23 protein-coding genes are annotated in these 25,886 nt (G+C 50.9%); 14 read left to right on the top strand and 9 right to left on the bottom strand.

From position 1 onward, the window contains the following. Positions 1 to 160: 160 nt before the first annotated feature. Both B212_RS0121150 and B212_RS0121145 read left to right on the top strand, forming a co-directional pair. The gene (locus B212_RS0121150) at positions 161 to 1,222 is read left to right on the top strand and encodes an SPFH domain-containing protein (protein ID WP_019913061.1); all 1,062 of its coding nucleotides are present in this window, start codon (positions 161 to 163) and stop codon (positions 1,220 to 1,222) included. After that, entirely contained in the window at positions 1,219 to 2,259 is a 1,041-nt protein-coding gene (locus B212_RS0121145; RefSeq protein ID WP_019913060.1) for a hypothetical protein, read from the top strand. The genes B212_RS0121150 and B212_RS0121145 overlap by 4 nt, the downstream gene beginning before the upstream one ends. Positions 2,260 to 2,337: 78 nt before the next feature. On the opposite strand, the gene B212_RS33970 is transcribed toward B212_RS0121145, so the two are convergent. Next, positions 2,338 to 2,784 carry a hypothetical protein gene (locus B212_RS33970; RefSeq protein WP_232231498.1) on the bottom strand — a complete coding sequence of 149 codons (447 nt, stop codon included), beginning with the start codon at positions 2,782 to 2,784 and terminating at the stop codon, positions 2,338 to 2,340. 202 nt (positions 2,785 to 2,986) lie between these two features. Here B212_RS33970 and B212_RS35770 point away from each other — a divergent pair, with 202 nt between their 5' ends. From B212_RS35770 to B212_RS0121100, 7 genes are all read left to right on the top strand, one after another. Continuing rightward, the gene (locus tag B212_RS35770) at positions 2,987 to 3,895 is read left to right on the top strand and encodes a L,D-transpeptidase family protein (protein ID WP_019913057.1); all 909 of its coding nucleotides are present in this window, start codon (positions 2,987 to 2,989) and stop codon (positions 3,893 to 3,895) included. A gap of 134 nt (positions 3,896 to 4,029) precedes the next feature. After that, positions 4,030 to 4,398, top strand: a complete 369-nt coding sequence (locus tag B212_RS0121125; RefSeq protein WP_019913055.1) for a class I SAM-dependent methyltransferase — start codon at positions 4,030 to 4,032, stop codon at positions 4,396 to 4,398. Between the two features lie 32 nt (positions 4,399 to 4,430). Beyond that, the gene (locus tag B212_RS0121120; protein ID WP_019913053.1) at positions 4,431 to 4,973 is read left to right on the top strand and encodes a hypothetical protein; all 543 of its coding nucleotides are present in this window, start codon (positions 4,431 to 4,433) and stop codon (positions 4,971 to 4,973) included. A 17-nt stretch (positions 4,974 to 4,990) separates the two neighbouring features. Continuing rightward, positions 4,991 to 5,299, top strand: a complete 309-nt coding sequence (locus B212_RS32080; protein ID WP_019913051.1) for a hypothetical protein — start codon at positions 4,991 to 4,993, stop codon at positions 5,297 to 5,299. Positions 5,300 to 5,758: 459 nt separating this feature from the next. Further along, positions 5,759 to 7,585: a ribosomal protection-like ABC-F family protein gene (gene abc-f / locus B212_RS0121110; protein WP_019913050.1), complete on the top strand. Its 1,827-nt coding sequence runs from the start codon at positions 5,759 to 5,761 to the stop codon at positions 7,583 to 7,585. Positions 7,586 to 8,104: 519 nt separating this feature from the next. Next, complete coding sequence (locus B212_RS32075) at positions 8,105 to 8,923, top strand: hypothetical protein (RefSeq protein ID WP_019913049.1); 819 nt, start codon at positions 8,105 to 8,107, stop codon at positions 8,921 to 8,923. A gap of 130 nt (positions 8,924 to 9,053) precedes the next feature. Next, the gene (locus tag B212_RS0121100) at positions 9,054 to 9,560 is read left to right on the top strand and encodes a hypothetical protein (RefSeq protein ID WP_019913048.1); all 507 of its coding nucleotides are present in this window, start codon (positions 9,054 to 9,056) and stop codon (positions 9,558 to 9,560) included. Between the two features lie 140 nt (positions 9,561 to 9,700). Here B212_RS0121100 and B212_RS0121095 read toward each other — a convergent pair whose 3' ends face one another. Beyond that, the gene (locus B212_RS0121095) at positions 9,701 to 9,910 is read right to left on the bottom strand and encodes a stalk domain-containing protein (protein WP_442950121.1); all 210 of its coding nucleotides are present in this window, start codon (positions 9,908 to 9,910) and stop codon (positions 9,701 to 9,703) included. A gap of 278 nt (positions 9,911 to 10,188) precedes the next feature. Here B212_RS0121095 and B212_RS0121090 point away from each other — a divergent pair, with 278 nt between their 5' ends. Next, a complete protein-coding gene (locus B212_RS0121090) occupies positions 10,189 to 10,617 on the top strand; it encodes a hypothetical protein (RefSeq protein ID WP_019913046.1) in 429 nt (142 codons plus the stop codon). 46 nt (positions 10,618 to 10,663) lie between these two features. Here the strand turns inward: B212_RS0121090 and B212_RS0121085 are convergent, their stop codons facing one another. The 3 genes from B212_RS0121085 to B212_RS0121075 are packed head-to-tail and all read right to left on the bottom strand — an operon-like array spanning position 10,664 to position 13,780. Then, positions 10,664 to 12,913, bottom strand: coding sequence for a carboxypeptidase-like regulatory domain-containing protein (locus B212_RS0121085; RefSeq protein WP_019913045.1), 2,250 nt, complete (start codon positions 12,911 to 12,913; stop codon positions 10,664 to 10,666). Continuing rightward, the gene (locus B212_RS0121080; RefSeq protein WP_019913044.1) at positions 12,903 to 13,241 is read right to left on the bottom strand and encodes a hypothetical protein; all 339 of its coding nucleotides are present in this window, start codon (positions 13,239 to 13,241) and stop codon (positions 12,903 to 12,905) included. The genes B212_RS0121085 and B212_RS0121080 overlap by 11 nt, the downstream gene beginning before the upstream one ends. Then, positions 13,238 to 13,780: an RNA polymerase sigma factor gene (locus tag B212_RS0121075; protein WP_442950120.1), complete on the bottom strand. Its 543-nt coding sequence runs from the start codon at positions 13,778 to 13,780 to the stop codon at positions 13,238 to 13,240. Before B212_RS0121075 ends, B212_RS0121080 begins: the two co-directional genes overlap by 4 nt. A gap of 278 nt (positions 13,781 to 14,058) precedes the next feature. On the opposite strand from B212_RS0121075, the gene B212_RS33315 reads away from it, so the two are divergent. The 4 genes from B212_RS33315 to B212_RS0121055 all read left to right on the top strand — a co-directional run bounded on the left by B212_RS33315 (position 14,059) and on the right by B212_RS0121055 (position 22,200). Next, complete coding sequence (locus B212_RS33315; protein WP_019913041.1) at positions 14,059 to 18,513, top strand: S-layer homology domain-containing protein; 4,455 nt, start codon at positions 14,059 to 14,061, stop codon at positions 18,511 to 18,513. Positions 18,514 to 18,670: 157 nt separating this feature from the next. Continuing rightward, complete coding sequence (locus B212_RS0121065; RefSeq protein ID WP_019913040.1) at positions 18,671 to 19,825, top strand: winged helix-turn-helix domain-containing protein; 1,155 nt, start codon at positions 18,671 to 18,673, stop codon at positions 19,823 to 19,825. 91 nt (positions 19,826 to 19,916) lie between these two features. Next, complete coding sequence (locus tag B212_RS0121060; RefSeq protein ID WP_019913039.1) at positions 19,917 to 21,227, top strand: MFS transporter; 1,311 nt, start codon at positions 19,917 to 19,919, stop codon at positions 21,225 to 21,227. A 394-nt stretch (positions 21,228 to 21,621) separates the two neighbouring features. Then, the gene (locus B212_RS0121055) at positions 21,622 to 22,200 is read left to right on the top strand and encodes a histidine phosphatase family protein (protein WP_019913038.1); all 579 of its coding nucleotides are present in this window, start codon (positions 21,622 to 21,624) and stop codon (positions 22,198 to 22,200) included. A gap of 66 nt (positions 22,201 to 22,266) precedes the next feature. Here the strand turns inward: B212_RS0121055 and B212_RS32065 are convergent, their stop codons facing one another. The 4 genes from B212_RS32065 to B212_RS0121035 form a co-directional block, all read right to left on the bottom strand. After that, positions 22,267 to 22,845, bottom strand: a complete 579-nt coding sequence (locus B212_RS32065) for a hypothetical protein (RefSeq protein ID WP_198015878.1) — start codon at positions 22,843 to 22,845, stop codon at positions 22,267 to 22,269. 143 nt (positions 22,846 to 22,988) lie between these two features. Next, positions 22,989 to 23,768 carry a TatD family hydrolase gene (locus tag B212_RS0121045; protein WP_019913036.1) on the bottom strand — a complete coding sequence of 260 codons (780 nt, stop codon included), beginning with the start codon at positions 23,766 to 23,768 and terminating at the stop codon, positions 22,989 to 22,991. 36 nt (positions 23,769 to 23,804) lie between these two features. After that, positions 23,805 to 24,932, bottom strand: coding sequence for a stalk domain-containing protein (locus tag B212_RS0121040; protein ID WP_019913035.1), 1,128 nt, complete (start codon positions 24,930 to 24,932; stop codon positions 23,805 to 23,807). Between the two features lie 190 nt (positions 24,933 to 25,122). Then, positions 25,123 to 25,659, bottom strand: a complete 537-nt coding sequence (locus B212_RS0121035) for a DoxX family protein (protein ID WP_019913034.1) — start codon at positions 25,657 to 25,659, stop codon at positions 25,123 to 25,125. Positions 25,660 to 25,886 lie beyond the last annotated feature (227 nt).

Below are 25,886 nucleotides of genomic sequence, written 5' to 3'. Positions count from 1 at the left end.
TGCAGAAAGTACAGTAGAAGAGTTGGCGGGACCTGGATTGCTGAAGCGGTATAGTTTCAATACAGAATTTGATATTAACATATTGATAATATCACAGAACCGTGCTAAGATTATGTTAATAACAAATTGTTAATAACAAAAACAATAGGAGGTTTTGTCCATGTTCGGATTCAGATTTGTGAAATTCCAGCCCAGCGATTATGTGCTCAAGGTGAAGAACGGCAAGGTTGTCCGCGAGGGAGTGGGGCTTTCCTTTCACTATTATGTGCCTACGACTTCGGTTGTTGTGGTTCCGGTATCCTCGATTGATGTTCCGTTCATGTTCGAAGAGATTACGAATGATTATCAGACGGTGACAGTGCAGGGGCAGCTCACCTACCGGATTGTTGACTACCGCAAGACTACGCAGATTCTGAACTATACCTATAATTTGCGGAAAAACACGTATTTGTCCGATGATCCCGGCAAGCTGGCCCAGCGCGTAATCAATGTCGCCAAGGTGCTGACCAAGAAGCAGTTAGAGCAGTTGCCGCTGCGGGAGGCGATCCAGTCCAGCGAACGCCTGGCGAAGACCATCACGCAGGAAATCGAACGGAATGCGGAGATTGAGAAGCTGGGCATTGAGCTGATGGGACTGTCCATTCTGGCTATCGTCCCGAATAAGGAAACATTGCGTGCCTTGGAAGCACAGGCCAGAGAGGAGATTCTCCGCAGCGCCGACAATGCGCTCTATGAACGCCGCAATGCTTCGATTGAACAGGAGCGCCGTGTGAAGGAAAATGAGCTGAATACGGAGATTGCCGTGGAGGCGAAGAAAAAGCAGATCCGCGAAACCCAGCTCGACGCCGAGCGTTCGGTGAAGCAGAAGCAGAATGCGATGAAGGAGGAGCAGCTCAGCTTCGATACCGCGCTTGAAGAGAAGAAGCAGGAACTGATCGGGCTGACGGTAGCTAACCAAAGAGCCGAGGCGGATGCCAAAGCCTATGAGCTGTCGGCGGTAATGAATTCACTGCAGGGTGTAGCCCCAGGTGTGCTGCAGGCACTGACCAATGTTGGCATGAAGCCGGATAAGCTGATTGCAATCGCCTTCCAGGAGCTGGCGGAAAATGCCGGAAAAATCGGCCAGTTGAACATTACACCGGATCTTCTTCAAGGAATCATGGCCGGTTCCGGATCGTCGGGAAGCGGCGCGGGGGCGAATAAAGGAGCGGGCGGACGATGAACAACAGAACTACTGAGAATAAAATCATCCTGATTAAGCGCAAGACCCGTCTTGAAGAGCTGGTAGTCCGCTACAATACCATCCAGCAGGCGCAGTTCTATATTGAACGGCTGGGCGCCGATTTCAGTGATTATATCAGCGAGGATTTTCATTACCGGAAGGCTGTGGAGACTGCGGTTATTGAGCTGGGCGCGGTGGGCCGGGTGCAACTGCTGGAGCGGCAGCATGTGCCGAACTTCATCTTTGGGGATCAGGATACGGTGGTCGTGCTGGGACAGGACGGACTTGTAGCTAATACGCTAAAATACCTGCATGAGCAGCCCCTGATCGGGGTAAATCCCGATCCCGGACGCTGGGACGGTGTGCTGCTGCCGTTCACCGTCAATGATCTGCGGACGCTTGTGCCGGAGGTGTTCCGGGGGCAGCGCCAGGTGCGCGAGGTCACGCTTGCCAAGGCGCAGCTTAACGACGGGCAAAGCCTCTATGGCGTCAATGATTTATTCATTGGCCGCAAAACCCATGTCTCCGCCCGCTATCAGGTGGAGCTGAACGGCGTCGCTGAGCAGCAATCCTCCAGCGGCATTATCGTCTCCACCGGTATGGGCTCTACCGGCTGGCTCAGAAGCGTGCTCGCCGGAGCTGCGGGCATATCCCGCAGCGCGGCGCAGCTTCAGATGACGGGCATTGCGGCCGATTCCCGACAGGCCGCGGGGCAAGCTGCCGGAAGAGATGGTCGTGCGCCTTCAGGAGGTCTGCCTGCAAATCCCGCGACTGACGGTACATTCGGGGAGCAGCGGCTGGACTGGGATCATCCGCGCCTGATCTTTACGGTCCGGGAGCCATTTCCCAGCCGGACCACCTCTGCCGGTCTGGTCTTCGGAGAGATCAGCAGCCGTGCCCCGTTGAAGATTACCTCCCAGATGCCGGAGGATGGAGTCATCTTCAGCGACGGCGTCGAGAGTGACTTTCTGGAGTTCAACTCCGGCGTCGAAGCGACAATTCGCCTGGCCGAGAAGCGCGGTCGGCTGGTGGTGTAATGAACGCTCCAGCCTGAACAAACAGAAAAGCGGCCACCCCTGCAGAATAATCTGCAAGAATAGCCGCCCCGGAGAGTTCTACTGCTGGAAGCTGCGTCCTTGATTCATTGGCGAGCCGTAGGATGAGCCGGATAATGGGGAAGTGTGCATCGGCTGCTGCTGCCCATACGAGGAATTAAAGCTTGAATTAAAGCCCTGATTGACAGGATTGTAGCTTTGCCCCCCTGTATTGTAAGTCGGCATACCCGGATTATAGCTGGTTGTCATGGAGCTTTGCTCCATTTGTCTAGTGATTTGAGAGATGTGCTGGAGCTGCTGCATCGCAGTCTGATGCCCCTGAAGCGACTGCTGAATCATCTGGATGGCTTTTTGGCTATGCTGGCTAAGCTCCTGAAGCTTGGCGGCATGCTGCTGCTCTTGCTGAAGGAGCTGCTGATAATTCTGCGTACCCTGCTGGGTCTGGTTCACAAGCTGCTGGATGATTTGGTCGCATTGGTTGATCTGACTGGAAATCGTTGAGTTCAAAGTATTGTTCCTCCTAGACAGGCTCGATTTTGTCATGCGCCCTTATTATCTGTGAAGAAGCCGTTTAATATTCATGCAATCACATGACCGGGAGGACGGGTTCAAGCAGAAAGGAGCAAGCCGTACTGAAACTTTTGCCGCCTTATTTCGTTTAATAAAAAGGTGATTTCCAGAATCGCCCATTACTTGGAGGTGGGGCAGCATGAATCTGCTGGGTCAATTTTTTAGAACAAAGGGCTTTTTGGCGCGAAGCCTGGCGGTGACATTTGCATTTGTATTTTTGCTTACGGTTAGTTTCACAGGAGCAATTCCGGTATCGGCGGCATCGTCCTCAGATCTGATTATTGTCAACAAAAAAACGAACACGCTGGGCTATTTCAGCGGCGGCAAGCTGGTCCGAAGCTTTCCGGTTGCCACAGGCAAAAACAAAAGTCTAACGCCTGAAGGCCGCTTCAAAATTGTAGTCAAGATCAAAAACAGACCTTACTATAAGGAGAAGATCCCCGGTGGCGATCCGGCCAATCCGCTCGGCGACCGCTGGCTGGGGCTGGAAGTGAACGGTACCCAAGGCACAACGTATGCCATTCACGGCAATAATAATGAATCTTCCATCGGTAAATATGTCAGTGCGGGCTGTATCCGCATGCATAATGATGACATTCACTGGCTGTATCCGAAAGTCGCCAAGAATACAACCGTGGTAATCACCTCTTCAGCGCTCAGCATGGAGAGTCTTGCTGTCAATAGCGGATACTCGCTAGGCTCAACAACAATTGCCGGTTCGTTCGTCATTGACGGCAAAGCCGTGAAGCTGAAGGATGAATTCGTGCTGGAGAATTCGCGTGTTTTTGTTCCGCTGAAAGAATCCGTGGCCCTGCTGGGAGGCACGCTGCAGCAAGATCCCGGAACCGGTTCGCTAATCATCACCATAGGGAACCGCACAGCGGTGCATAAGCCGCTGACCAATCAAGCCACAGTAAACGGCACAACCGTAGCCATCACTGCTTCTAAAAATGTGAATAACCGCCTGTATCTCCCGCTCGGAAGTCTGACAGATTTGTTCGGGCTACAGTTTAAGTGGAGCAAGCAGAAGTCCACGGTAACATTCTAGGACTCATTTGTATTTTATCCTCTCACCGCAGCAGGTGCAGTGCCTGCGCGGTCTTTTTATGATGGAAGGAATTGCAGGATAAATATTGAAGTTATAGAAAGAAAGCAGGGGAGAGGAAGGGGGACAGAGAGCTTATGCCGATAGATTTTCACAACAGCAGCAACAAATGGAGCTATACTTCACGGACGGCTGAGGACCAGTGGATTAAGATGGTTGAGGAGTATACCCGGCTGAGCGGCAAGCGGGTTCTTGATTTGGGCTGCGGCGGCGGCATCTATTCCAAGGCACTGGCTGTGGCGGGAGCGGAGCAGGTGACGGCAATGGATTTCTCCCAAGAAATGCTGGAGGCTGATCTATTGAATCGTACCGGACGGTCGATCCTGCATGAGCTGTCAGATGATGAACTCGCTGAGCTGACCGGTTTCATCAAGGCAAGGCTGAGCCAACTGCGGCACATTGAAGAAAAGGACAGATGGACGGTCTGGATTGCCGGGAAAAGGTGAGGCCGGAGCATTGAGACTGATTTTTGGGAGAGATGGATATTAGAATCCGGATTATTGGAAGCTGCGGAAGCGGCAAATCCTATATTGCCAAAGAGCTGTCCAGACGTTACGGGATACCATGCTACGAAACCGATAATTTTGTATGGGACAGAAGTATTGAAAATTGCAGGAACTCAGTGGAAGTCAGGGATACCCGATTAGCGGAAGCTGTGGCCTCCAGCGAATGGATTATCGAAGGGGTTCACTACAAATGGGGGAGCGAGAGCTTCCGGCAGGCCGATGTGATTTTTCTGATCAACCCGGGCAGAGTAGTCCGGGATTTGCGGGTGGTGGGAAGATTCGTCAAGACAAGGCTGGGCCGGGAGCAGGGGAATTACAAGCAAACCTTTAAGAATCTCTATGTGATGCTGTTTGAATGGAACCGTGGCTTTGACCGGGAGGGGGTGCCGGAAATTATGAGGCTGACGGAGCCATTTGCGGAAAAGCTAATTATTGTGAAGAACAATCAGGAAATTGTGCAACACATCCGCCGATATGTTAATTCCGGTGAAGCCGAAGCGCGCGTTTTGCGTTAGAGGAGAGGTGAAGCAGGGTGGGAAAGCTGGTAACCTTTGTGCTGGAAATATTCAGGCTATTATTCTTGCTGGCTCTGACGATGATTGTTTTGGGCGGTTTGGAGCAAGGGCTGTTTAAGCTGCTGTACGATAGGACATTATATCCTGGAAGCGCGGGTATCGGGAATTTTATTGTATTTTTTGTGCTGTACCGTAATTATTGGCAGTTCAAAGGCTGGTTCCAATCGGATAAAAATCAGAAGCTGGGAATGTCCTTGACTGCAAGCTTGACGTTTCTTTCGCTGCTGTTGATTCTGTTGCCTTTTGGTGTACCGGTTCTAGGCTAGTGCTTCTGTCCAATGGTCAACTTTTGGTATAACTGTTCTTGACCTTGTTACTTGGGATAGGGTTCTTTATACTTTGGGTAATATTGCATTTCGGACAAATACGGAGGTTCACCCAAACCGATGAATAACTAACACGATTCCTTGTCAAAAGACCCTTTTACTTGTGATGTGCATATTTGCACAAGCCACGGGACGCCCTGAAAAATAAGACTTTATTTGCTGAGCGCTATAAAGTTTCTGTTTGGGGTGTACGGTCAGGGGATACGTGTGTCGATTGGGGAACTTGCGATGCTTGTTACATATGAAAGCAGCTTGTATATTGACGGCTTGCCCTGCCATTAAGCGGGGAAGTGCGGTCCGCAGCGCTGTTTCACGGCATCTCCCTCCTTCATACATGTTATGCCGCAGGCCGCCCGCTGCGGTTTTTTTGTATTGTTACATTGAAGCGGAGGAATGGATATGACCTTGATCAAAGTTAAAAATATACGCAAAGAATGGAACGGCATCCCGCTGTTTGCGGATGTCTCCTTTGAAATATTCGAGGGAGAACGCGTTCTGCTGTTCGGGCGCAACGGGATTGGCAAGACGACATTGCTGCAGGGACTGCTCGGCCGGTACTCCTTCGAGGGAGGGACTGTTGCTTACGGGCTTCCGACTGAGGAATGGGGCGTGCTGGACCAGCAACTGGATATCCGCTCTGACGTCAGCGCGCTGGAGTATGTGCTGTCCGGCTCGGCAGAGGCGGCAGCTCTTAAGCGCAGATTGGAAGAACTGAGCCGCAGACTTCAAGAGTCGGACGGCGGAGATGCAGCCGCAGTAGGCGAATACGGAGAAGTGTACGAACACTATCTGCAATTGGACGGCTATGGCTGGGAGGCCAAGGCGGAGAAGTGTCTTAACCAACTGAAGCTTCATCCGGCGGAGTGGAGCCTGCCGTACCGCCAGCTCAGCGGCGGACAGAAAACGCGGGTCCAGCTTGCCGCGCTGCTTGCCCGCCAGCCGAAGCTTCTGGTGCTGGATGAGCCGACGAATCATCTGGATGAGGCGACGATGATATGGCTGGAGGAATGGGTGCGGAATTATCCCGGCACGGTACTATACGTGTCCCATGACCGCACCTTTATTGACCGGACGGCCACGGCAGTACTGGAGCTAAGTTCCCACGGTTGCCGCCGCTATCCGGGAGCCTACAAACAGTATCGCGAACAGAAGGAAGTGGAAGCGCGTACGCTGGCTGTGCAATTCAAGAAACAGGAACAGGAGAAGGAAAAGCTGCTGGAGAGCATCAGACGGTACGCCGAATGGTTCCAGCAGGCACATCGCGCTGCGGGACAGAATGACTTCCTGCGCGCAAAGTCGAAGAAAAATGTCTCCCGCCTCCATGCCAAGGAGGCCAGCCTGGAACGGCTTCAGATGAACCGTGTGGAGCTTCCGCAGGCCGCGCCCAAGCTGAGCATGAAGCTGGAAAGCGAAGATTTCCAGGGCGATACGCTGGCAGCTATGAGCGGCATTCGCTGTGCTTATGGCAGCGGTCCTGATCTGCTGGAGAACTTCCATCTTACCTTGCGGCGCGGCGACCGCCTGGCGGTGCTGGGGCCAAACGGTGCCGGCAAGTCCACACTGCTTAAGCTGATCGCAGGAATCATAGAGCCTGCTGGCGGCGAGCTGCGTCTGCATCCCCGGACGAAGGTGGGGTATTTTGCCCAGGAGCTGGATGATCTGCCCCTGGCTTCAACAATTCTGGACAGTCTGCTGGAGCTGCCGGGTATGACACAGACCGAGGCGCGGACGATTCTGGGCTGCTTCATGTTCCCCCGGGAGGATGTGTTCAAGCGGATTGGAGATTTAAGTCTTGGTGAGAAATGCCGGGTAGCCTTTCTGCGGCTGTACTTCGGCAGGGCTAATCTGCTGGTGCTGGATGAGCCGACCAATTATCTGGATATCGACACCCGGGAGCGTGTGGAGGAAGCCCTCGCCGCCTATCCCGGCGGACTGGTTATCGTCTCGCATGACCGTTATCTGCACACTAAAGTAGCCAGCAGGCTGCTGTTGCTGGAACGCGGGCGGGAGCCGCAATTCTATCCGGGCACCTATGAGGAGTACGCCGCCAAGGAGCGCAGCACCGTGCTGACTCCAGAAGAGCAGTCCCGCGAAGGTGAGCTGCAGGTACTGGAGCTGCGGCTGGCCCGGCTTATGCACAGTGAGTCCAGCGGGTCGGAAGCAGCGAACCGCGAGCTGATGGCGGAAATTGTGAGTCTGCAGCGGGCGATCCGCGAGCTGCGATAGACGCGAATTCGGTTGCGGTGGGCCGCAAGCAACGGCAAAACTGCCGTTGCTTGCGATTATTTGCTGACCGAGGGTTGTTGATTTCCCTGATGCGTCGATAAATCCATAGGTTGCTTCTATGATGGCGGCATTAATGAAAAAAAGCCACGTGGCTCTTAATGAGTTACTTCAATAATGTTTATTGAAAAATATTCCACAAAATGGCGTTTAACAATAGTTAAAATCATAGGCTCAAGGATCTGTCCTATTGGACTTGGAAGGGATGCAGAAGGTTGCGTTTTGGGATTCGATTCACGAAACTCAAACACTTTAATAAAAGGTCGCCTTTGCTACACAAACGGAAGCGGGATATACGGTCTTCCAAGGATTAAAAGGTTCAGGAAAATCACGCCATAGATTGAATTTATATTCCATTAATGATATTGTCGAAGAGTAAAAATTGGTATAAAATTCTATAGAAAGGATATAATAATATTTTTTGTCTGATTAGTATTATTAAATTATACTGGAGGCAGATGAATGAAGAATACTATAAAGAAATCTTTTTTATTGTTTAGTGCTGCAGCATTTCTATTTGGAGCAACGGGTCTCACGCAGGTGGGGGCGAAGGATTCCTCTGATTCCACCTTTGAGAGTTATATCTCAGATAACCAATTAACCAGATCCCAAGTTCAACAAAAGTTGACAAACAATCTTAATGAGATTGAGACATATATGGAAACTCAAGGAACAACCGTTTTAAATGAATTAATCAAAGAAAAAGAAAGACTTGAGAAGGATCTTGAGAATGAAGCTAGCGAAAGTGAAAAGAGTAAATTGGCAGATTTAATTGCGGGCTATGATACGAACATCACTGAATATGAAAATTATATTTCCCAACAAAATTCAAGCAAAGGTGGATTCTCGACCGCCGGGGCAACTGATCCCGTGCTGTCACCCGCAGTAAGTTCAGTAATTGCCTTTTTTAATTTGAAAGGTTACCTGTTGGCTTCAGAGTTATTAACTTATGCCAAACAATCTTCAATTGGCGGCTCTTATACTCCATACTATAAAAGTCAAGCAAATGGAACTGCTGAATTGGCAAGACTTAGAACTACTCAATCCGGCTCTGGTAGCGGAGCCTTTTCAAAAGGGTCAAGCACTAAAGACAATGATTTATATTATGCCATTCATAATTATAATTACAATTGGCGTAATGGTACTGTTAGTATTACAGATAGATATGATTATGCTGTTAACCCTGAATATCAAGGTATAGCTGGGACTGCTGTAAATACAATGTACCTTGCTCAACAATCGGGAGTAATTGTACCCTATACAGTAGTAATGAATTTCTAAATACCATGAATATGAATTAGAAGTTTACTCATGCACAATCAGTTTTTCAGATTGTGCATGAGTTGTTTTACGTGTATGAGATATTCAAACTCCACCCTTACTATTAAATAATAGAAATTGAGGATATGAGATGAAAAACACAAAAAAAATTATTATTGGATTAGTTACCTTAATAATTTTATTAGCAGTGTTTTATGGAGGTTATTTTAAAAATAATAAAGAAATAGAATTTTTCAACGAAAAGTTTGGAATACAGCTACCCAAAGAAAGCGAAACTATATTTAGTAATACATCATATGGAGCATTGGGCGATGGGTATCGGTTATATATCTATCAAGTCACTTCTGAGAGTATGAAAGCTATAGCGGAAAAGGGCCGCGCGAATTATTGGTCTGAACTTCCAATACCTTCAGATTTCACAACTTCATTCTCCAAGAAGATCAGGGCGATCACAGATGAGACAACATCCAAGCTAATACCTCTTGATGCCGCCCGGGGATACTATATGATAAGAAATAACCAAACGAATGCTTCAATTACAGGGACTAATGTATTTGATTCCAGCTTCGACAACGTAATGATTGGAATTATGGATCTTGATAATAATAGAATTTATTTATTGTCGTATAACATGTGAGCGATATCTTGATGTTTGCTACAAATGTTGTTCTCATCTCCTCAAAAAAAGGGATATCCCAGCAACCAGTTCATGACTTGTGGGGCATCCGGAAGCCTTCGAATATCTAAATTTCTGCCTTCTAGGAGACTTATCGTTGCTCAGCTTCGCAGACCATAATTCTTCGACATGATTGCCGGCAAGGTGACTTTTTCCTTTCCTATGTAAGCAGTATTCTGCCCCGCTCCCAGCGAAATAGTTTCATTATCCCAGTAGATGGTTACCGTCTTGTCCGCATCATCCCACTGCACAGTAATTTCCGGGATATGCTGCACGACGTTCAATGGAACCATTGTTATCCTCTGGGAAATGTACTGATCGAGTGCCGGACAGAGCTATAGAAAGAGAGATACATAAGTTGGCGTTTCGGATAGCTTTTTTCATTTACCTAATCCCCCTGGAAGTTATATACAATCATAGACGCAGAAATATACAATAAGTTACAGGTCAATGGAGGATAATTGAATATTTTGGCGAAATAAATAGATTAATACAGCCTGTAGCCCGGTTCGGACAAAGTATGTCTGCGCCGGGTTGTTTGCTGAACTACACGTGGAAAACACGTAATCTATGAGGGAGGCACTCTCAAATGCGAATGAAGGAAATCAGAATTATGGCAATGCTGCTGCTTCTGTTCAGTCTGGCAGTACCGGTGCAGTCGACTTCGGCGGCGTCCAAAAATGTGAAGATTAAAGTTACTCTGGTCAGCGCTGAGCTGACGGAGAACAATCATGTAGGGAATGAATGGTACACTGTGGCCAATGCCAACGGTAAAGAGATCGCCGAAGGCGACTCTGTAGTTCTGACTCTGAAATCAACGGACAGCGTGAAGCTTACGGCGTACGCGGAAGAACAGGACAAGATCCCGGATTCGGCAAGTGAAGCAGCTTCGGTCAAGGTATCAAATATCACCAAAACCACCACCAAAGCTCTGAAAGTGACCGTAGTCGAGAACCGGGGACGGTATTCCGGCAACACGGCTACGTGGAAATTCACTTTTAGTCTAAAGAAGCAATAAGTCAATTGAAGGAACTGTTAACAGCGAAGAGGGATATATAGCCGGTTCAGCCTACCTCCAGAACGGACTTCATGAACTCCTTCAGCGCAGAAGGCTCGCCTTGCTCAGTCCATTGCCGCAGCGCACGGTCCTGTCTCTTCATATATAATTCAAGCTTCTCCTTGAGCTGTCTGTCAAAAGCCTCCGGCTGCCCGGTTCTCTCCGCCTGGAGTCTCATGATCATTAGCGGCCAGTGGTCGCCGCTTACGCCATAGCCGTGCTCGGGATAACGCTTCGCCAGCTCCAGCGCGGAGGAGAGCGGCTGCCCGGCGGCCAATTCCGCCGCAAGGTATCTGCCAATAAAGCGGTGGCTGCTGTCGTCAGCCAGAGCCAGGGCAAACTGCTGCCGTGCTTCCGTTAATTTGCCCTGAACCATCAGTGCGGAGGCGTTGATGGATTGCATATAAGAGTTCGCTTCTTCCGGGCGAAGCTCAAGTGAGCGGTGATAATACTTGTTATAATTCTCCCAGTCCGATTGATTATAATAGTGTTGTGCCAGTGAAAAGGCATAATTTTCATTCGGACGAAGCTCTACCAGCCTCCTCAAAAGAGGTATCGCTGCTTCCTCCGCTTGTTTATCTTTTATAAAAGAAGCTTTTGCGGTTAGAATGTGGGTCAGCATCTTTAGGGCATGGGTGTCCTGAGGATCTGCGGCATAATCCTGGCGGTAGGCCGCCAGGGCCTCTTCGAGCTTCTTGTCCGCCACAAGCCGGTCGGCAGCGGTAAGCGTGCGTGATTTTAAATAGAAGAAGGGCAGATTGCCCAAGGTGTCTTCATTCAACCGGTAGCCGTTGCTGCGGGTAATCACCTGTCCTGATGCATCATAGGCTTCAACGCTCCACGAGAAGCGGCTGTTCGGATCGGCGAAGCCAAGCAGCGATGACGGATCAATGGATTGCCAATCCTCTCCGCTACTGCCGTAGGAGAACCCGCCGCTGTCATATAGCTCCTCTGTCGGTATAGAAACCTCATTGCCAGGAACATGCTCCCGGATGATGGAACTGAAGGAATTGCCGGCATCTGCCCAGACCGTACCGCTAAGGCTGTAATAAGCCGCGTCTTTGACAGGCTCCCACTTGAAATGGACAGAGGGGCCGGTGATTACTTGCGAATTGACAGGCAATTTCAGCTCCAGCAGGGGCTGGAGGACGATGTTATTGGTTAATGTATCTCCTGCCTTGATTTCAATCCAGTCCTCATATTGTACCGGCCAGGTCCAGCCGTCGATCTGCTCGAAGCTGAGGCCAAGCTGGAGCTGGTAGAACCCGGGAATGATCCCGGAAAACTGAAAATGCCCTTGCGCATCCGTAACGATCTGATAGGGCTCGGAATCATACATTACAGAATGGTAGACCTCGCTTTCTGCGCGGAGAAAGACACCCGCCCTGGCAATTGGAGTTCCGTCGCTTCGCATAAGCGTTCCCGACAGGGAAGCCGGGGAATGAACCCCTAATTCTTGAGCGGACTTCAGTGCACTCTGAAGCGCGATAAGCTGCTCTTCGGTGCCGTCAAGCTTCTTGTTCATCTCGTTCAGGTCCCCCCGGTATTTCTCCAGAGCCAGGTTCACCAGGTTTAGAGCTTCAGTGCTCTTGCCCTCCTCAAACAGCAACCGGGCTCCAAGCCAATCGGAACGTGCGTCTAGCGCTGCTTCATTGTAGTGAGCAGGGGAATCGGCCTGTTTAAGCAGGGCGCTGGCCGCTGCAAAGCTGCCGGTGTTCAGCGCCCGTTCTGCCCGAAGCAGCGTAATCTGCCATGCCATTGAGGAACTGCTGCTTACCCGCTCTACCGCCGCCGCAAGCACTTCTTCTCCCTTATCCGCTGTGCCAATGGCATCATATTCATAGAGCAATTGTTTGATGGCACTGATCATATAGCTGTCCGTGGGACCGTTCAGGATATACTCCCGCAGCAGCCGGATTTTGTCTCCGGGCAGCAGTGGGGAGGGAGGCTCTTCATTGTTGTCCCGGGTCCACTGGCTGCCCGAAGCACCAATGTATACGTTGAAATGGTAAAGGGGAGTTGCATTGCCGGGCTCAATGACCGCGGTACGGATCAGGTCCATACGTTTGCTGCCGGTAACGGCATCCAGACTGTTCAGAAGCTTTGCCCGCGCATGTTCAGATGCGGAGGCAGATAAGCTATTTTCCTTACTGTTCACGGCTGTAAAGGACGGCAGCATGACTCCTATTATGCCGAGCAGAGACAGCGGGAGCAGCACAAACAGCAGCAGATGTTTGACTTTTATTCTAACGGTCATGCCGTTTCACCGCCTGTTCATAGAGATCTTTCCGGTACGTATTGCCTCCGGCCTCAATTAATTCCCGTTTGTCCGGCTGCGGACTGGTCAGTAGTTCTCTAATTCCGCTGTGCGGAGCATAGAGAATAACCGCTCCTGCCATGAGGATGGCTGCACATGCACCTAGTGGTCTAAGGGGAATCACAAGCTCCATGTTCCACAGTGCCCGCAGACGCGCAATAAGAGTCCGGGGGTGGGTCTGCCGCAGAACCCGTTCCCGGCCGCTGAAGGTTAGCGGACACAGCTCTTCATCCAGCCGTTGTTTGATTTGCTCACGTTCGGAATTCACTCGAAATGCCCCTCCTTCTCCAATCGCTGTTTCAATAACATCCGTCCTCTGGCCAGACGGGATTTTACGGTATTCTCGGGCGCAGCCAGTTGCACGGCAATTTCCCTAATATTCATCTCATGAAAATAGTATAGGGTCAGACATTCCCTGTAGATATAATCCAGACTTCTTACGGCTTCAGCCAGCCGGACATTGTTCCACTCCACCATGAAAAGCTCCTCCGCTCCGGCAGTGGCCCCGGCCATTTCTTCTGCCCAGCTTCCGCTCTCTGCCGAGGGGAAAATGCTGCGCCAGCTCCAGGTCCGCGTCTTCATCCGGCAGCGGCTCACGGTTATAGATATCAGCCAGGCTTGCAGCCGGTCCGGCTCCTGAAGCTGGCTGATTTTTGCATAGGCTTGAACGAATGTATCCTGCACAGCCTCTTCAGCGGACTGCTGATCCTTGAGCAGCAGCCAGGCCGTCCTAAGCAGCATGTCACCGTACCGGTCCATCAACAGGCGGAGAGCACTTTCATCCTTGGCCTTAATTCTCTCTATAATATCCAGACAAAGCTCCCCTCCCTTTACTAATAAGATGCGTGCTGGAGGATAATGGTTGCGTTTATCAGGAAATTAATGCCGTTTCGCATGTGGTATTAACAATGGAACATTGCAAGGGTTGGGCAAAACAAAATATCCCTGAAAAATAAATTTTGTTATTGCATTTTTTAGTATTTAAAAATGAAGGGTTTCTGTATCCTTTTGTCGAAATATGGAACTATTCGTAGTTTATTTGCCGCTCATCATAGAATTTAATCCATTATTTGGAGGCAGCGATCATGACAAGAGGCTTGAAAGGTTCCAGGCATTTCCTGATGGGGATGTTGTGTCTGGTTATTATTGGTATTTTATTATTGCGCCCGGCGGATTTACAGGCTGCAGGCTCCGCACCTGACACATTTACGGCCAAAAGCTATACAAATTTGCCTTCGGGCGCAATGTCGGGGATGGCATACGGCAACAATGTGTATATCGCTGTCGGATACTACGGGGCAATCATCAAGTCGGCTGACGCGGAAACTTGGGAGAATGTAAAAACCAAAGCCGACATCAATTACACAGGAGTGACGGCTCCCGGGTCATTTACATTTAATGGCGTAGCCTATGGAAATGGTCTATTTGTAGTGTCCGGAAGTGAAGGGGTAATATTGACCTCGCCGGACGGAATTACGTGGACGCAGCGCACATCCAATGTAAGCACCGGGATATCGAAAGTAGAGTACCTCACCTTTAAAGGAAGCGGTGCCTTTTATGCGACAACACAGGGGAAGCTGCTGACCTCGCCGAATGGAATAACTTGGACCACCGTCGTTCCTGCGGGAGTAGACTCTACGATTTGGTTAACCCAAGTTACAACTGGCAATGGCGGTTCCAGATTAGCCGTGGGGGGCAGTAATGGGAAAATTTATTCTACCACCGACGGTACAACCTGGACCAATGCGCAGCCTTCAACCGCTGGCGTACCGTCTTCCGGAACAAATATGCTGACCTGGATGAACGACCGCTACTATATTTCCGATCCGGCGGCATATATTTGGACCTCGACGGATTTATCCACCTTTACACTGATGGGACCTCCATTTAAGCAAAATTCCTCACAATACAATAACCAGATGTTCAATGGTTTTTATGATGGTTCGAATTACTATTTGTTCGGCTTTGAAAATCCATACTATGGCGCGGTGTACACATCAGCGAATGGAACCACATGGAGCATGCAGCCGTTCAAAAATTATTTCGTTACGCAGTTTTCGAAATATGTGAACGGAAAGTATTTCCGCCTGGGGAATGAAGGGATGCTTGTCTCCTCGAATGGCTCCGATTGGAGCTATAAATGGGGCGGGACGTTTACTGACATTGTTCATGGCAGCGGATCACAGTATATTGCTGTAGGAAAAGAAGGTGCTGACGGAGCAATCTGGACTTCAAGCGACCTGACTGCCTGGAACAAAGTGACGTTGTCCTCAAGGCTTGCAGGATTTACGGCAGCCGCCTACGGCAATAACAAATATGTGGCTATCGGCGAAGGGGCTCAAACCCAAACGGCGCTGGCCACCTCGAATGACGGAGCTACCTGGACCGTACAAAATACCTTAAATGATTCGACCTCCATAACGGATATTGCTTTTGGCAGTGGGAAATTTGTTGCGGTCGGATCAGGTTCGGGTTCGGCTCCCAAAATAAAAACATCCGCGGACGGCATTACCTGGCATGAGCCTGCTCTGCCCGCACAATCTATAGACGCAGTGTATTCGGTTGCGTACACCAATAATCAATTCATTGCGCTGGGATATGGCTATGATGCCCAAGGCAATGTGGATGCTTCCAGCATTTGGACGTCTGCGGATGGGGAAACCTGGGTCAACCGGTCCAGTGCGTATCCGAACCAGCAAGACATCTTAAATAATGTTCTATATGACGGAAGCAAGTATATTCTGACCGGTTATGATTCATCAACCTACAAAATGTTCTCCCGTACAAGTGATGATCTAACTTCGTGGAGCGCTCCAACGGTAACAGATGCTTTTACCTCTTATTCAACAACGGCAATGCTCGGTCAAAAGGGCAATAACGTCTATATGATAGTAACTGACAACAATTATGCTCCGGCGATTTATTATACCAATGATCACGGCTCAACCTGGCAGGATGCCGGAGTCGATATGTCAGGCATTGATTCAAATGCAATCTATTCACTGATGGAAGTAAATGGTGAGGTCCTGATCTCTGGCAACTCGCAGTTGGTAATGACTACTGCAGGAGCTATGGCGCAAGTCGATGCGCCAACCGCAAGCCCAGCCGGAGGCGCGGTAGCGTCCGGCACCACCGTAACGCTGAGCACGGCAACGAGCGGAGCGACGATCTACTACACGACAGATGGCAGCACGCCGACCAGCGGCAGTACGGTCTACAGCGCGCCGATCCCGTTGACGAGCGCGAAGACGATTAAGGCCATCGCCGTGAAAGCGGGGATGACAGACAGCACCGTGTTGAGCGAAGCGTACACAATCGCGACGCAACAGAATAGTACTATTACTCCGTTAAGTGCCAGCTACGATAAAAACGCGGCTAACCAGGCTGACGTGACAACAGCGCTGACGCTTAACGGCAATACGCTTATCAGTATTTCAAACGGTGTGGCTTACCTTTCGTTGGGAACGGATTACACCGTGACTGGCAGCACGGTGACAATCAAGAAGGAATTTTTGGCCACTCTGGTTGAGGGGACCACTAGCCTAACCTTCAGCTTCAGCGCGGGAGCCGCGCAAACGCTGACGATCACCGTGACTGACACAACGATGCCGCTTCCTGGCGCACCATTGCTGCAGTCTGCTTTTGCAGGCAATGGAGAGATCAGCTTGTTCTGGACTCCGGTGGACGGGTCAACGGGGTACAAAATATTCCAGAGACTAGCATCCGCCGCTTATGGCAGTGAAATTGCCACTGTTGGGGGTTCGGTCTACAGCTATACAGCGACTGGGCTAAACAATGGAACACCATATTATTTTGTGGTCAAAGCAACCAATCCGGAAGGTGACAGCGCGGCCTCTAATGAACGAAGTGCAACTCCAATCACGGTTCCAGGGGCGCCGACAGGTGTAACTGCCAGCTCCGGGAACGGGCAAGCGGTGGTCTCTTTTACAGCCCCTGAAAATAATGGAGGCAGTGCAATCACGGGGTATGAGGTTACATCCTCACCTGGCAATGTTGTCGCTGTTGGAACCGGCAGTCCAATTACAATGTCAGGGCTGGTCAATGGAACGACTTATACATTTACAGTAAAAGCGATCAATAGCGCAGGCAGCAGTGCCGCATCCGCTTTGTCAAACGCTGTAACACCAAGTGCTCCTTCCGGTGGCGATGGGGGCACTCCAACTACTGGGCCTGTGATAACACCAACACCGGTACCGACACCAACACCGGAATCAACACCAACACCAGTAGCGGTACCAGCACCAGTAGCAACATCAACACCAGCGGACAACGGGTTCAATATTCTTGTGAACGGTAAGCTGGAAAATGCGGGAATAGTAACTAACGCCGTAGTAAACGGGCAGACGGTTATGACCGTAGCGGTTGACCAGACCAAGCTGGAAGAGAGGCTCGCTGCTGAAGGCCAAGGCGCGTTGATTACGATTCCGGTTAATACAAGTGCAGATGTTGTCATAGGCTTGTTGGACGGACAGATGGTCAAGAGTATGGATGAGAAGCAGGCGGTGCTGGAGTTGAAAAGAGGAAATACAACCTACACCCTGCCTGCCCGCCAAATCAATATTGATGACATTTCAAAACAACTGGGAGTCTCGGCTACGCTGAAGGATATAACCATTCAGATTGAAATCGCCACTCCAGCAGAAGGTACATTAAGAACCGTGGAAAATTCGGCTGCGAAGGGAGAATTCACGCTTGTGGCTCCTCCGCTTAATTTCGTGGTACGGGCTCTGTATGGCAATAACACAATCGAATTGTCTAAATTCAACGCCTATGTAGAGCGGATGATTGCTCTTCCGGACGGCGTGGACCCTAACAGAATTACAACCGGGGTTGTGGTTGAACCGGACGGTTCGGTAAGACATGTGCCTACCAAGGTGACTACGATTGACCAGAAGTATTATGCAAAAGTGAACAGCCTGACCAACAGCACCTACTCCATAATCTGGCATCCGCTTGAATTCAAGGATGTATCCGGCCACTGGGCCAAGGATATCGTGAATAATATGGGATCGCGTATGATTATTGACGGTACAGGAAATGGCATGTTCACACCGGATGCGGATATTACGCGGGCTGAATTCGCTGCAATTATTGTACGCGGACTTGGCCTGAAGCTGGAGAACAACGCAGCGCCATTCACCGACGTGAAGGCTTCGGATTGGTACAGCGGTGCAGTTCAGACAGCCTACGCATTCAACTTGATTAACGGGTTCGAGGATGGAACCTTCCGTCCGTCGGACAGGATTACCCGGGAACAGGCGATGACGATCATTGCCAAAGCGATGAAGATCACCGCGCTAAAAGATAAGCTTCCGGGCAAAGCAGCAGATGAGCTGCTGAGTCCGTTCACGGATGCCGGCAGTGTATCACAGTGGGCGGCAAGCAGTGCTGCTGATAGTATCGAGGCCGGCATTGTATCCGGCAGAAGTGCTACTAAGCTGGCTCCTCAGGCGTATATCACAAGAGCTGAAGTTGCCGCGATCATCCAAAGATTGCTGCAGAAGTCCAATCTGATTTAAAGGGAACACTCTGTTTCGCCCATGCCCCCCGGCTGCGCAACTTTAGCGGCCAGGGGGCTTTTTTTACGTTATCCATAGGCATTCGCCGCTATCGTTTACCGAACCCGCTCCTGCTATAATACTTTCATAGACTTATCCCTGGAAAAGAGGTCCGGCTATGCTTCTTGAATTTAACGAAAGCGAATATAAGGTCATTGCAGGCGGAATTGCGCTGGAGCTGCTGCCCAAGGAATTCGCGCTTTTGCAGTTTTTATACCGCAACAGAGGGCGCACGTTCAGCCGGGAGCAACTGCTGGATAACGTGTGGCCCTTGGAGTATCCGGTAGAGCGGACGGTAGATGACCATATTTACCGGCTGCGCAAAAAGCTCCGCGGGCTTGGCAGTCTGGACATCAGAACCGTCCGCGGCTTCGGCTACAGCCTGACGCTGCCGGGCTCACCCGCAGGGGTGGCGCTGAACCCGACAGCAAACGACCCGGAGCTGCGCGAGACGATGCGCGAAGTGTTCTCCAGGTTCCATGTATACGGTCAAGGCAGGTCCATGCTGACGCTGGCACGGCAGCAGGACACCCTTGGCTACGAGCTTGACCCGCATTATGCTATGGTCATCCATTTTTTGCAGGGAGATTTGGACTGGCTGCTGCATACGGAAGAGGTTCCGCTTGCGGAAAGGCTTTTTTATCTGATTCTATTCTATATTTTCTCCGGCGATCCCAAGATCAAGCTTCACTTCTGCGAGGAGGTAATCTCCCGGAAAATACTGCTCCCTCACTACCAGCTTGAACTGGAGATTCTGACTATTCTGGATTTGTTCACCCTTGCGGGAGAACCGGAGCGGGCGCTTGCGCGTCTGAAATGGTCGTATCAGGTAATTGCTGAGCGCGAATACGAGAATTTCATTCCAGTGACCAAGATTACGGAGCTTTTTGTGCATCTGGTGGCGGGAACCGGAGATGAGGAGCTTGAACGGATGGACAGAGAGATTGAAACGATCCTGCATGAGAAGCCTTTCCTGCGGGAAATCGGGAGCTATAAGGTTGTAAAAGGGCTCTGGCATTCACAGCGCGGACAATCGCGGGAGGCGGAGAAGCTGCTGGATGAAGGCTTGCAGGTGCTGGAGATGTCGGGATTCGTTCCGCTAAGACTCTACGCACTGTACAGAATTGTTCACTTTTGCCGTATGTTTCCGCCCCAGACGGCTTTGCAGCGTAAATATGACAACCTGTTTGTTTCCGCGCTGGAGCAATCCGGGGTGAACCGGTTAGCTCAGCCATTGGAAGCCATCCTCCAGCGCCTGCTTCAGACCCCCTGATATTTCTCTGACAATTCTCCGGTACAGTTGGAGCAGAACGAAGATAGCTATATGATTCTGACTGTACTTGGAGGAATTGGAGGAATGTAAGATGGAGGCTTCAACCAAGCAGGCGGCCAGCCTGCTGTACAACAAAGTATACATGCGTGTGTACAGCGCCTTCGCCACGGCAACCTTTGGCGATTGGTTCGACACCCTGGCCATTCAGGTGCTTGTCGGCTACCGCTGGCAGGTCAGTCCGCTGATGCTGGCACTGATTCCGGTATCTATCGCGCTGCCCAGCATCCTGCTTGGCTCTGTTGCCGGGGTAGCCGCCGACCGGCTGAACAAGCTGAAGCTGATGCGGAGCTGCGATTTGCTTACGGCATTCCTGACCGTACTGGTGTTGTTTGCGCCGAATATGCTCTGGCTGCTGCCCCTGCTGGCGCTGCGCTCCGCGATCTCCACGCTGAATGTGCCTGCCCAGCAGTCGCTGACCCGCAGTATTGTCAGGGAGGATCAACTGCTGCAGGCGGCCTCCCTGAACGGGATTGTGAACCAGGGCTCCAAAATTGCCGGCCCCTTGCTCGGCGGCGTGGCGCTTACGCTGCTTACTCCGCAGTGGTGTATTTTATTAAACGCCCTGCTGCGGGTCGGCTCCTATCTGCTGCTGCTCTCTGTAAAGAGCATTCGCACAGAAGAAGAGAGCGAGACGGTGGCAGCGCAGGAAGAACGGGTGCCGCTTCGTACAATGTGGAAGGAGGGCTGGAGCTTCATGCTGCGCAGCCGCCTGCTGCTGCATACCCTGCTGTTCGGATTCGCCGGAGCGCTGGCGATTCAGATCGTTGATTTTCAGTTCACCAGCCTGTTCCGTGTGCTCTCGCCGGCCAATGAATCCTTGCTCGGCTGGATGGTGGCTGCGTCCGGGGTCGGTGCTGTACTAATCATTATTCTATTGAACAGGCTGAACCCGGGAACGGGGTATGGCTGGAGACTCGGAATGGGTTATGTGCTGATTGGCGGACCTATTGCAGGTCTCGGGCTGCTCCAGCCGGGTGCATCGGCCTTGTGGGTGCTGCTGTTCGGATTCATACTGGGCATTGGGAATGGGATGTTTTTTGTGACCTTCAATTATTGCCTGCAAAAGGAAACCCCTCCCCACATGACCGGACGTGTATTCGGCATCCAAAGCACGGTGCTTGGCGCCGTGATGATTGCAGCCCCTCTGCTGGGAGGGCTCTTCGTAGAGCTTGCCGGACCTGGCCGTATTTTTGTGAATTTCGGAATGGTCCAGGTGCTTCTTGGACTGGTCGGCATCATGTTCGGGCGGGTACTGTGGCCGGTGGTGAAGACGGAGCGTACTGACGTTGCACAGCCCCAGCCTTCTGAAGAAGCAGAGGCGGGGCTGGAGCAGCACGGGTAGATTTTTCAGAGAGTAATTGCAGTTTGTACAGTAAGAATGACCTTACAGAACCGAAAAATACCTTTTATTGCACTTCGTGCAGCTATAAAACCTATTTTTGCTTAATAATTGGGTTTTCGCGGAATTTTATGGTATGAAATACATTTAAAGCTCCGCAAGCCGCTATTTTAAGGGATATAGCTGTACAGAGTACATATAGCAGCCGTGAGGGGATAGCTGGTGCTGATATGTAATTTCTGCCGTTTACAAGCAATCTAGCAAGCGCTTCTGCTAAGCCCAAGCGGGCTTTTTTTATCAGATGGAGGAGTCTGGGTGGTCCAGGCGAATGGGTAAGAGGGAAGGGCATGCCGCAGAGATGGATTTTTGCAGAAGGACACACGTTAAGGAGGCTCTTATGGCAACTGTTATTTATATGGTACGGCATGGCGAATCCATCAAAACCTCAGGCAATGAAAGGTCGCGCGGGCTGTCGGCTCTCGGGGAAAAGGATGCGCGGAGAGTGACGGAGCGATTGCGGAAGGAAGGCATACATACGCTGTACAGCAGCCCCTATATCCGGGCGGTTGACACGATTGCCGGATTGGCGGAGGAGCTTGGACAAGAGGTCCGTATCGTCGAAGACCTGAAAGAAAGATGCTGGAGTGATGATGACCGGACGCTGCCGGATCATGAATTGTATCCCTATCTGGAGCAAATGTTCGCGGAGCCGGACTTTGTGCTCTCGGGTGGCGGCGAATCCAACAATGACTGCAAGACCCGGGCCGTACAAGCGCTGAAGAAGATCCTGCACCAGCACAAGGACGAAAAAATAGTCATCGGCACCCACGGCATGGTGATGACGCTGATGATGAATCACTTTGCCGGGGAATATGGACTGGACTTTCTGCTTCAGACCTCCAAGCCGGATATTTACCGGATGGAATTTACAGGCGAAAAGCTGGTTCAGGTAGAGAGACTGCTGCTTATCGAGTGATGTTCAAAGTGCAAATCTCAGGCGCATGAGGCCAAGGTTATGATGGCGGCCCCATGCGCCTGTTCTTTATTTACCGGATTGCACAGGAACGATGAACTTGGTCTCATGCAGCTTCAGATGCGAATCATATGCGCCGACATTGAACTGAACCGCAGCGGCTTTCTGATCATAGAACGCATACACCCAGGTTGCATGTTGTACGCTTTTGCCGGATTCAACATTGATGGCGCGGTCTTCGCCGGGAACGACTAAAGTATAATGAGACCCGTCTGCCGTATTATCGGGGTTCTTAGCATCATTCAGGTAAAAGTTTGCTTTGGAAAAGGCCAACGGCTCGCTTCCGGCCGGACGGAGGTTCTTATAGCTGTAATCGACGATCAGCACCTGCTTGGCCGGCTTGTTGCCGTCATCTTCACGGGCACGGAGCGGAGTCTCACGGATTGAATTCACTGTAAATTCCCATTCACCGTTCAACTTCCACGTCTCACCGGCAGGATACACCTTGGCAGGTGGGGCTGTAGAAGCAGGGACAGGGGCAATAGATTTGGAAGCAGAGGCTGGGGAAGTAGCGAGCACTGTTGTCAGGCCGCCAATCAGCAGACAGGCCGATAATAGACCGGCAGCAGTTGTTTTCTTTATGTTCATGATGGATTCAATCCTTTCTTCAATCGCCAATTTGCTAAAATAATTAGTTGGGGATGGCAGCGCCAGCTTTTGTTCTTCCATGTGAATCAAGGTGCGCGTTTAATCTGCACGGGATTACAATCTATTCACATTTTGTAGCCCGGCTACAACTGGTAAAATCGCACCGTATTGGCGGTCAAATGAGCCTCCGCCTCAGCGATAGAGTATCCGTGCAGCCCGCCCCATGCGGCGGCAACGTCATGAACCATCCCCGGATGAGTAGGGTGTCCGGTAAACGGCCCCTCGAACGGCCAAGGCCCGTCCGTCTCGGCCATCACCAGTTCGGGCGGATATCGCCGCGCCAGCTCCTGGATCTCCGGCTCATATAGAATGTCCGGGGTGAAGGAGATGTAATAGCCGCGCTGTATCATCCGGGCGACCGCTTCCTCCGGCCCTTTGAACCAATGGAAATGAGCCTTTGTAATACCGTGTTTCTCCAGCAGATCGCAGACGGTCAGGGCATCCTCGTACACGGCATGCAGCACCACCGGCTTGTCCAGACGGGCGGCGAGCGCAAGCAGAGCATCAAGAATCTTGAGATAAGGCTCCATGTCAAAAGCTTCACCTCTTGCCAGCGCCTCGGCCCGTAAATAGTAAGGCAGACCGATTTCGCCCACAGCAATCATGTCTCCCGCATGCTGTCCGATCCACTCCAGCAGCACTGTAAGCTCAGCTTCCGCCGGAACCGGCTGCTCGGGATGGAAGCCGTAGGCTGGCTTCACCCGCCCCAGTGCCTGTGCGGCGATGCCTTGTGTGCGGATGCAGGAGTCCAGGTTCATCGAGACCGCAATCAGCGCTTCGATAGCCTGCCCCGGCAGTTCTTGCAGCATAACCTTCAACTCTTCATCCTTATATTGATCAAGATGAATATGGGCATCAATCATGGGATCGTACTCCTTTGCGCTTCGCTCTGAGTTGTCCTACTTCTCCACGTACTGCTTGGTGGTATCATCTGGTTCGAATGTTATCGTATCCAGCACCATTCCTGTGCTGCCTGGCTTGTAGATCAGCTTGAGTGTGCCTATGCTCTCCTGCATTCCAACATTTACGCTCGTTTCCGCCTTCAGTTGTCCATTCTCTACATTATAATAAGTAACCGCTCCAATTCCTGCCTTGGTGCCGAAGTAATTGAGTCCGCCGTCCCCGGCGCGGCCAGGAAGTCTTAAAGTAACCTTCGATGGAGAAGCGCCTGCAAGCTCAAGCCGGACCAGCACATCGTTAGGATCAAGCGAAATTGTGGAGGATACGGCAGCATTGGCGGCTTTTTCCGCAGCAGGCACCGCAAGCTCCTTCCACTGCTCCGGCTTGACCACATGGACCTCCTGCTGGACGACTCCGGTTCCTGTGCCAAGGGTGAAGATCACTGTAGCTTCCGGCTTCCCGTCGTTATCTACATCGGCATAGATCAGCTCCGGCGGATAACTGACAAGTCGCGGCGCTTCCCATGCGAAGCTGTGCTTCCTGCCGTTTACATCAAGGATGAAGCCTTTGTATGTACCGCCATCCTTCAGTGAGGAAAATAGCTTGACCTTACTGGCGTTGCCTGCTGCAACCGCAAGCGGCTCTTTGGGAATCCGTACGGTTGTACTGACATCTCCAGACATGAAGGATACTTCTTTTCCAGAAGCTGACATCTTTGGTTCGGCCCCGGTGAGCTGCTCCACTGTCCTGGCAGGAATATACACGTGCCCTCCCCTCAAAAGAGCAGGACCTTCCTGTACGTCCTCATAACTGCCGTCCGTCTGCGTATAGCTGACTTGCATCGCTGCGCTGCCGGGTGTAAGGGCCGTTTGGGAACTATTAGTGGTTAGGGTGAGTTTTTTGAGCGTGTTATTCCATTTCAGTTCAACCGGATAATATTCCGGCAGCGCCCTTGCGGGAACGTACAAGAGCCCTGCGGAAGTGAAGGGATGGAGCTGAGGGAGCACTGCTTGTCCGTCTATTGTTAGCGTGAGCGGTGCGTCGGCAGAAATCGTATCTATATCGGGTGCTGCCGCACATCCGGCAATGAGCAGGGCGAGTGCGGAAGCAGCTAGAATTTTTTTCACAGAATAACCTCCAGAGTCTATAAGTCCAATCTGTTCAATTATACTGTAAAACATCCGCTCCGGGGCCAAATTCTGTTAACGATAAGAAGACAAGTCTGTTACATTTGTGTTGTCACACATGACAATGACCCGCAGAGAAGGACGCTAGTGCTGTCCTTGCCTGCGGGTCATTGTAGGATTATGCTTCATTTTATACAGAACGCTTCATTGCCGAAGCGGGTGTTGCAGAGCCGAAGGTGTCATTTTGATTCTTTTTGCCGAAGAGCTTGCGCAGGTATGGCAGCACCCAGTAATCCAAGCCGATCTTGCCGGCATTGGCGGCAGAGACAACGATAATAAATTCCATGAGCAGAAGCTGCACGTTGGTGCTGATCGTACCCGAGAGCAGGTAGGAAGCATTCATTACAAGTCCCATCAATGCAGCGAAGGTAGTGAATGTACCCAGGATCAGCCCGAGTCCTACAAGAAACTCACCATAAGGAATAAGAACATTGAAGAAGCTCACATTCGGCAGCGCGGCATGCTGTAGAAAGTTGGCCCACCAGGCCTGTACAGAGGCATCTTCACCGACACTCTTGGCAATGGCTCCTTTGAGGAAGCCCGAAGCATCAAAGCCTCCGGTCAGCTTGTGCCAGCCAGCCTCAATCCATTGGTAACCTACGTAAATGCGGACTATAGTGAGCAGCACCATTGCTGCCTTATTGTTGCGGAACCAGTTGTTGAACATTATCTCCACTCCTCCAGGTTTCTCTTTGTTTGTGTTATCGGATGATCATCTTCGACACCTTCATGATAAGTGAAAAATTTCACAACAGGTGTGATAAATGTCACAAAAATCAAAGAAAATTTTATATAAAACTAATTTTTTAGTTAAAATTCACAGAATGTACATTGCTCGTCTGATTTTGATTTTTAGGATTTGAAAAGGAAGGGGGTTGACACATATTTTGTATA

This window comes from Paenibacillus sp. HW567 (assembly GCF_000374185.1).
Taxonomy (GTDB): Bacteria; Bacillota; Bacilli; order Paenibacillales; family Paenibacillaceae; genus Paenibacillus_AQ.
The sequence above is the reverse complement of the archived record's forward strand: the minus strand, read 5'-3'. Positions and strand labels throughout refer to the sequence as shown.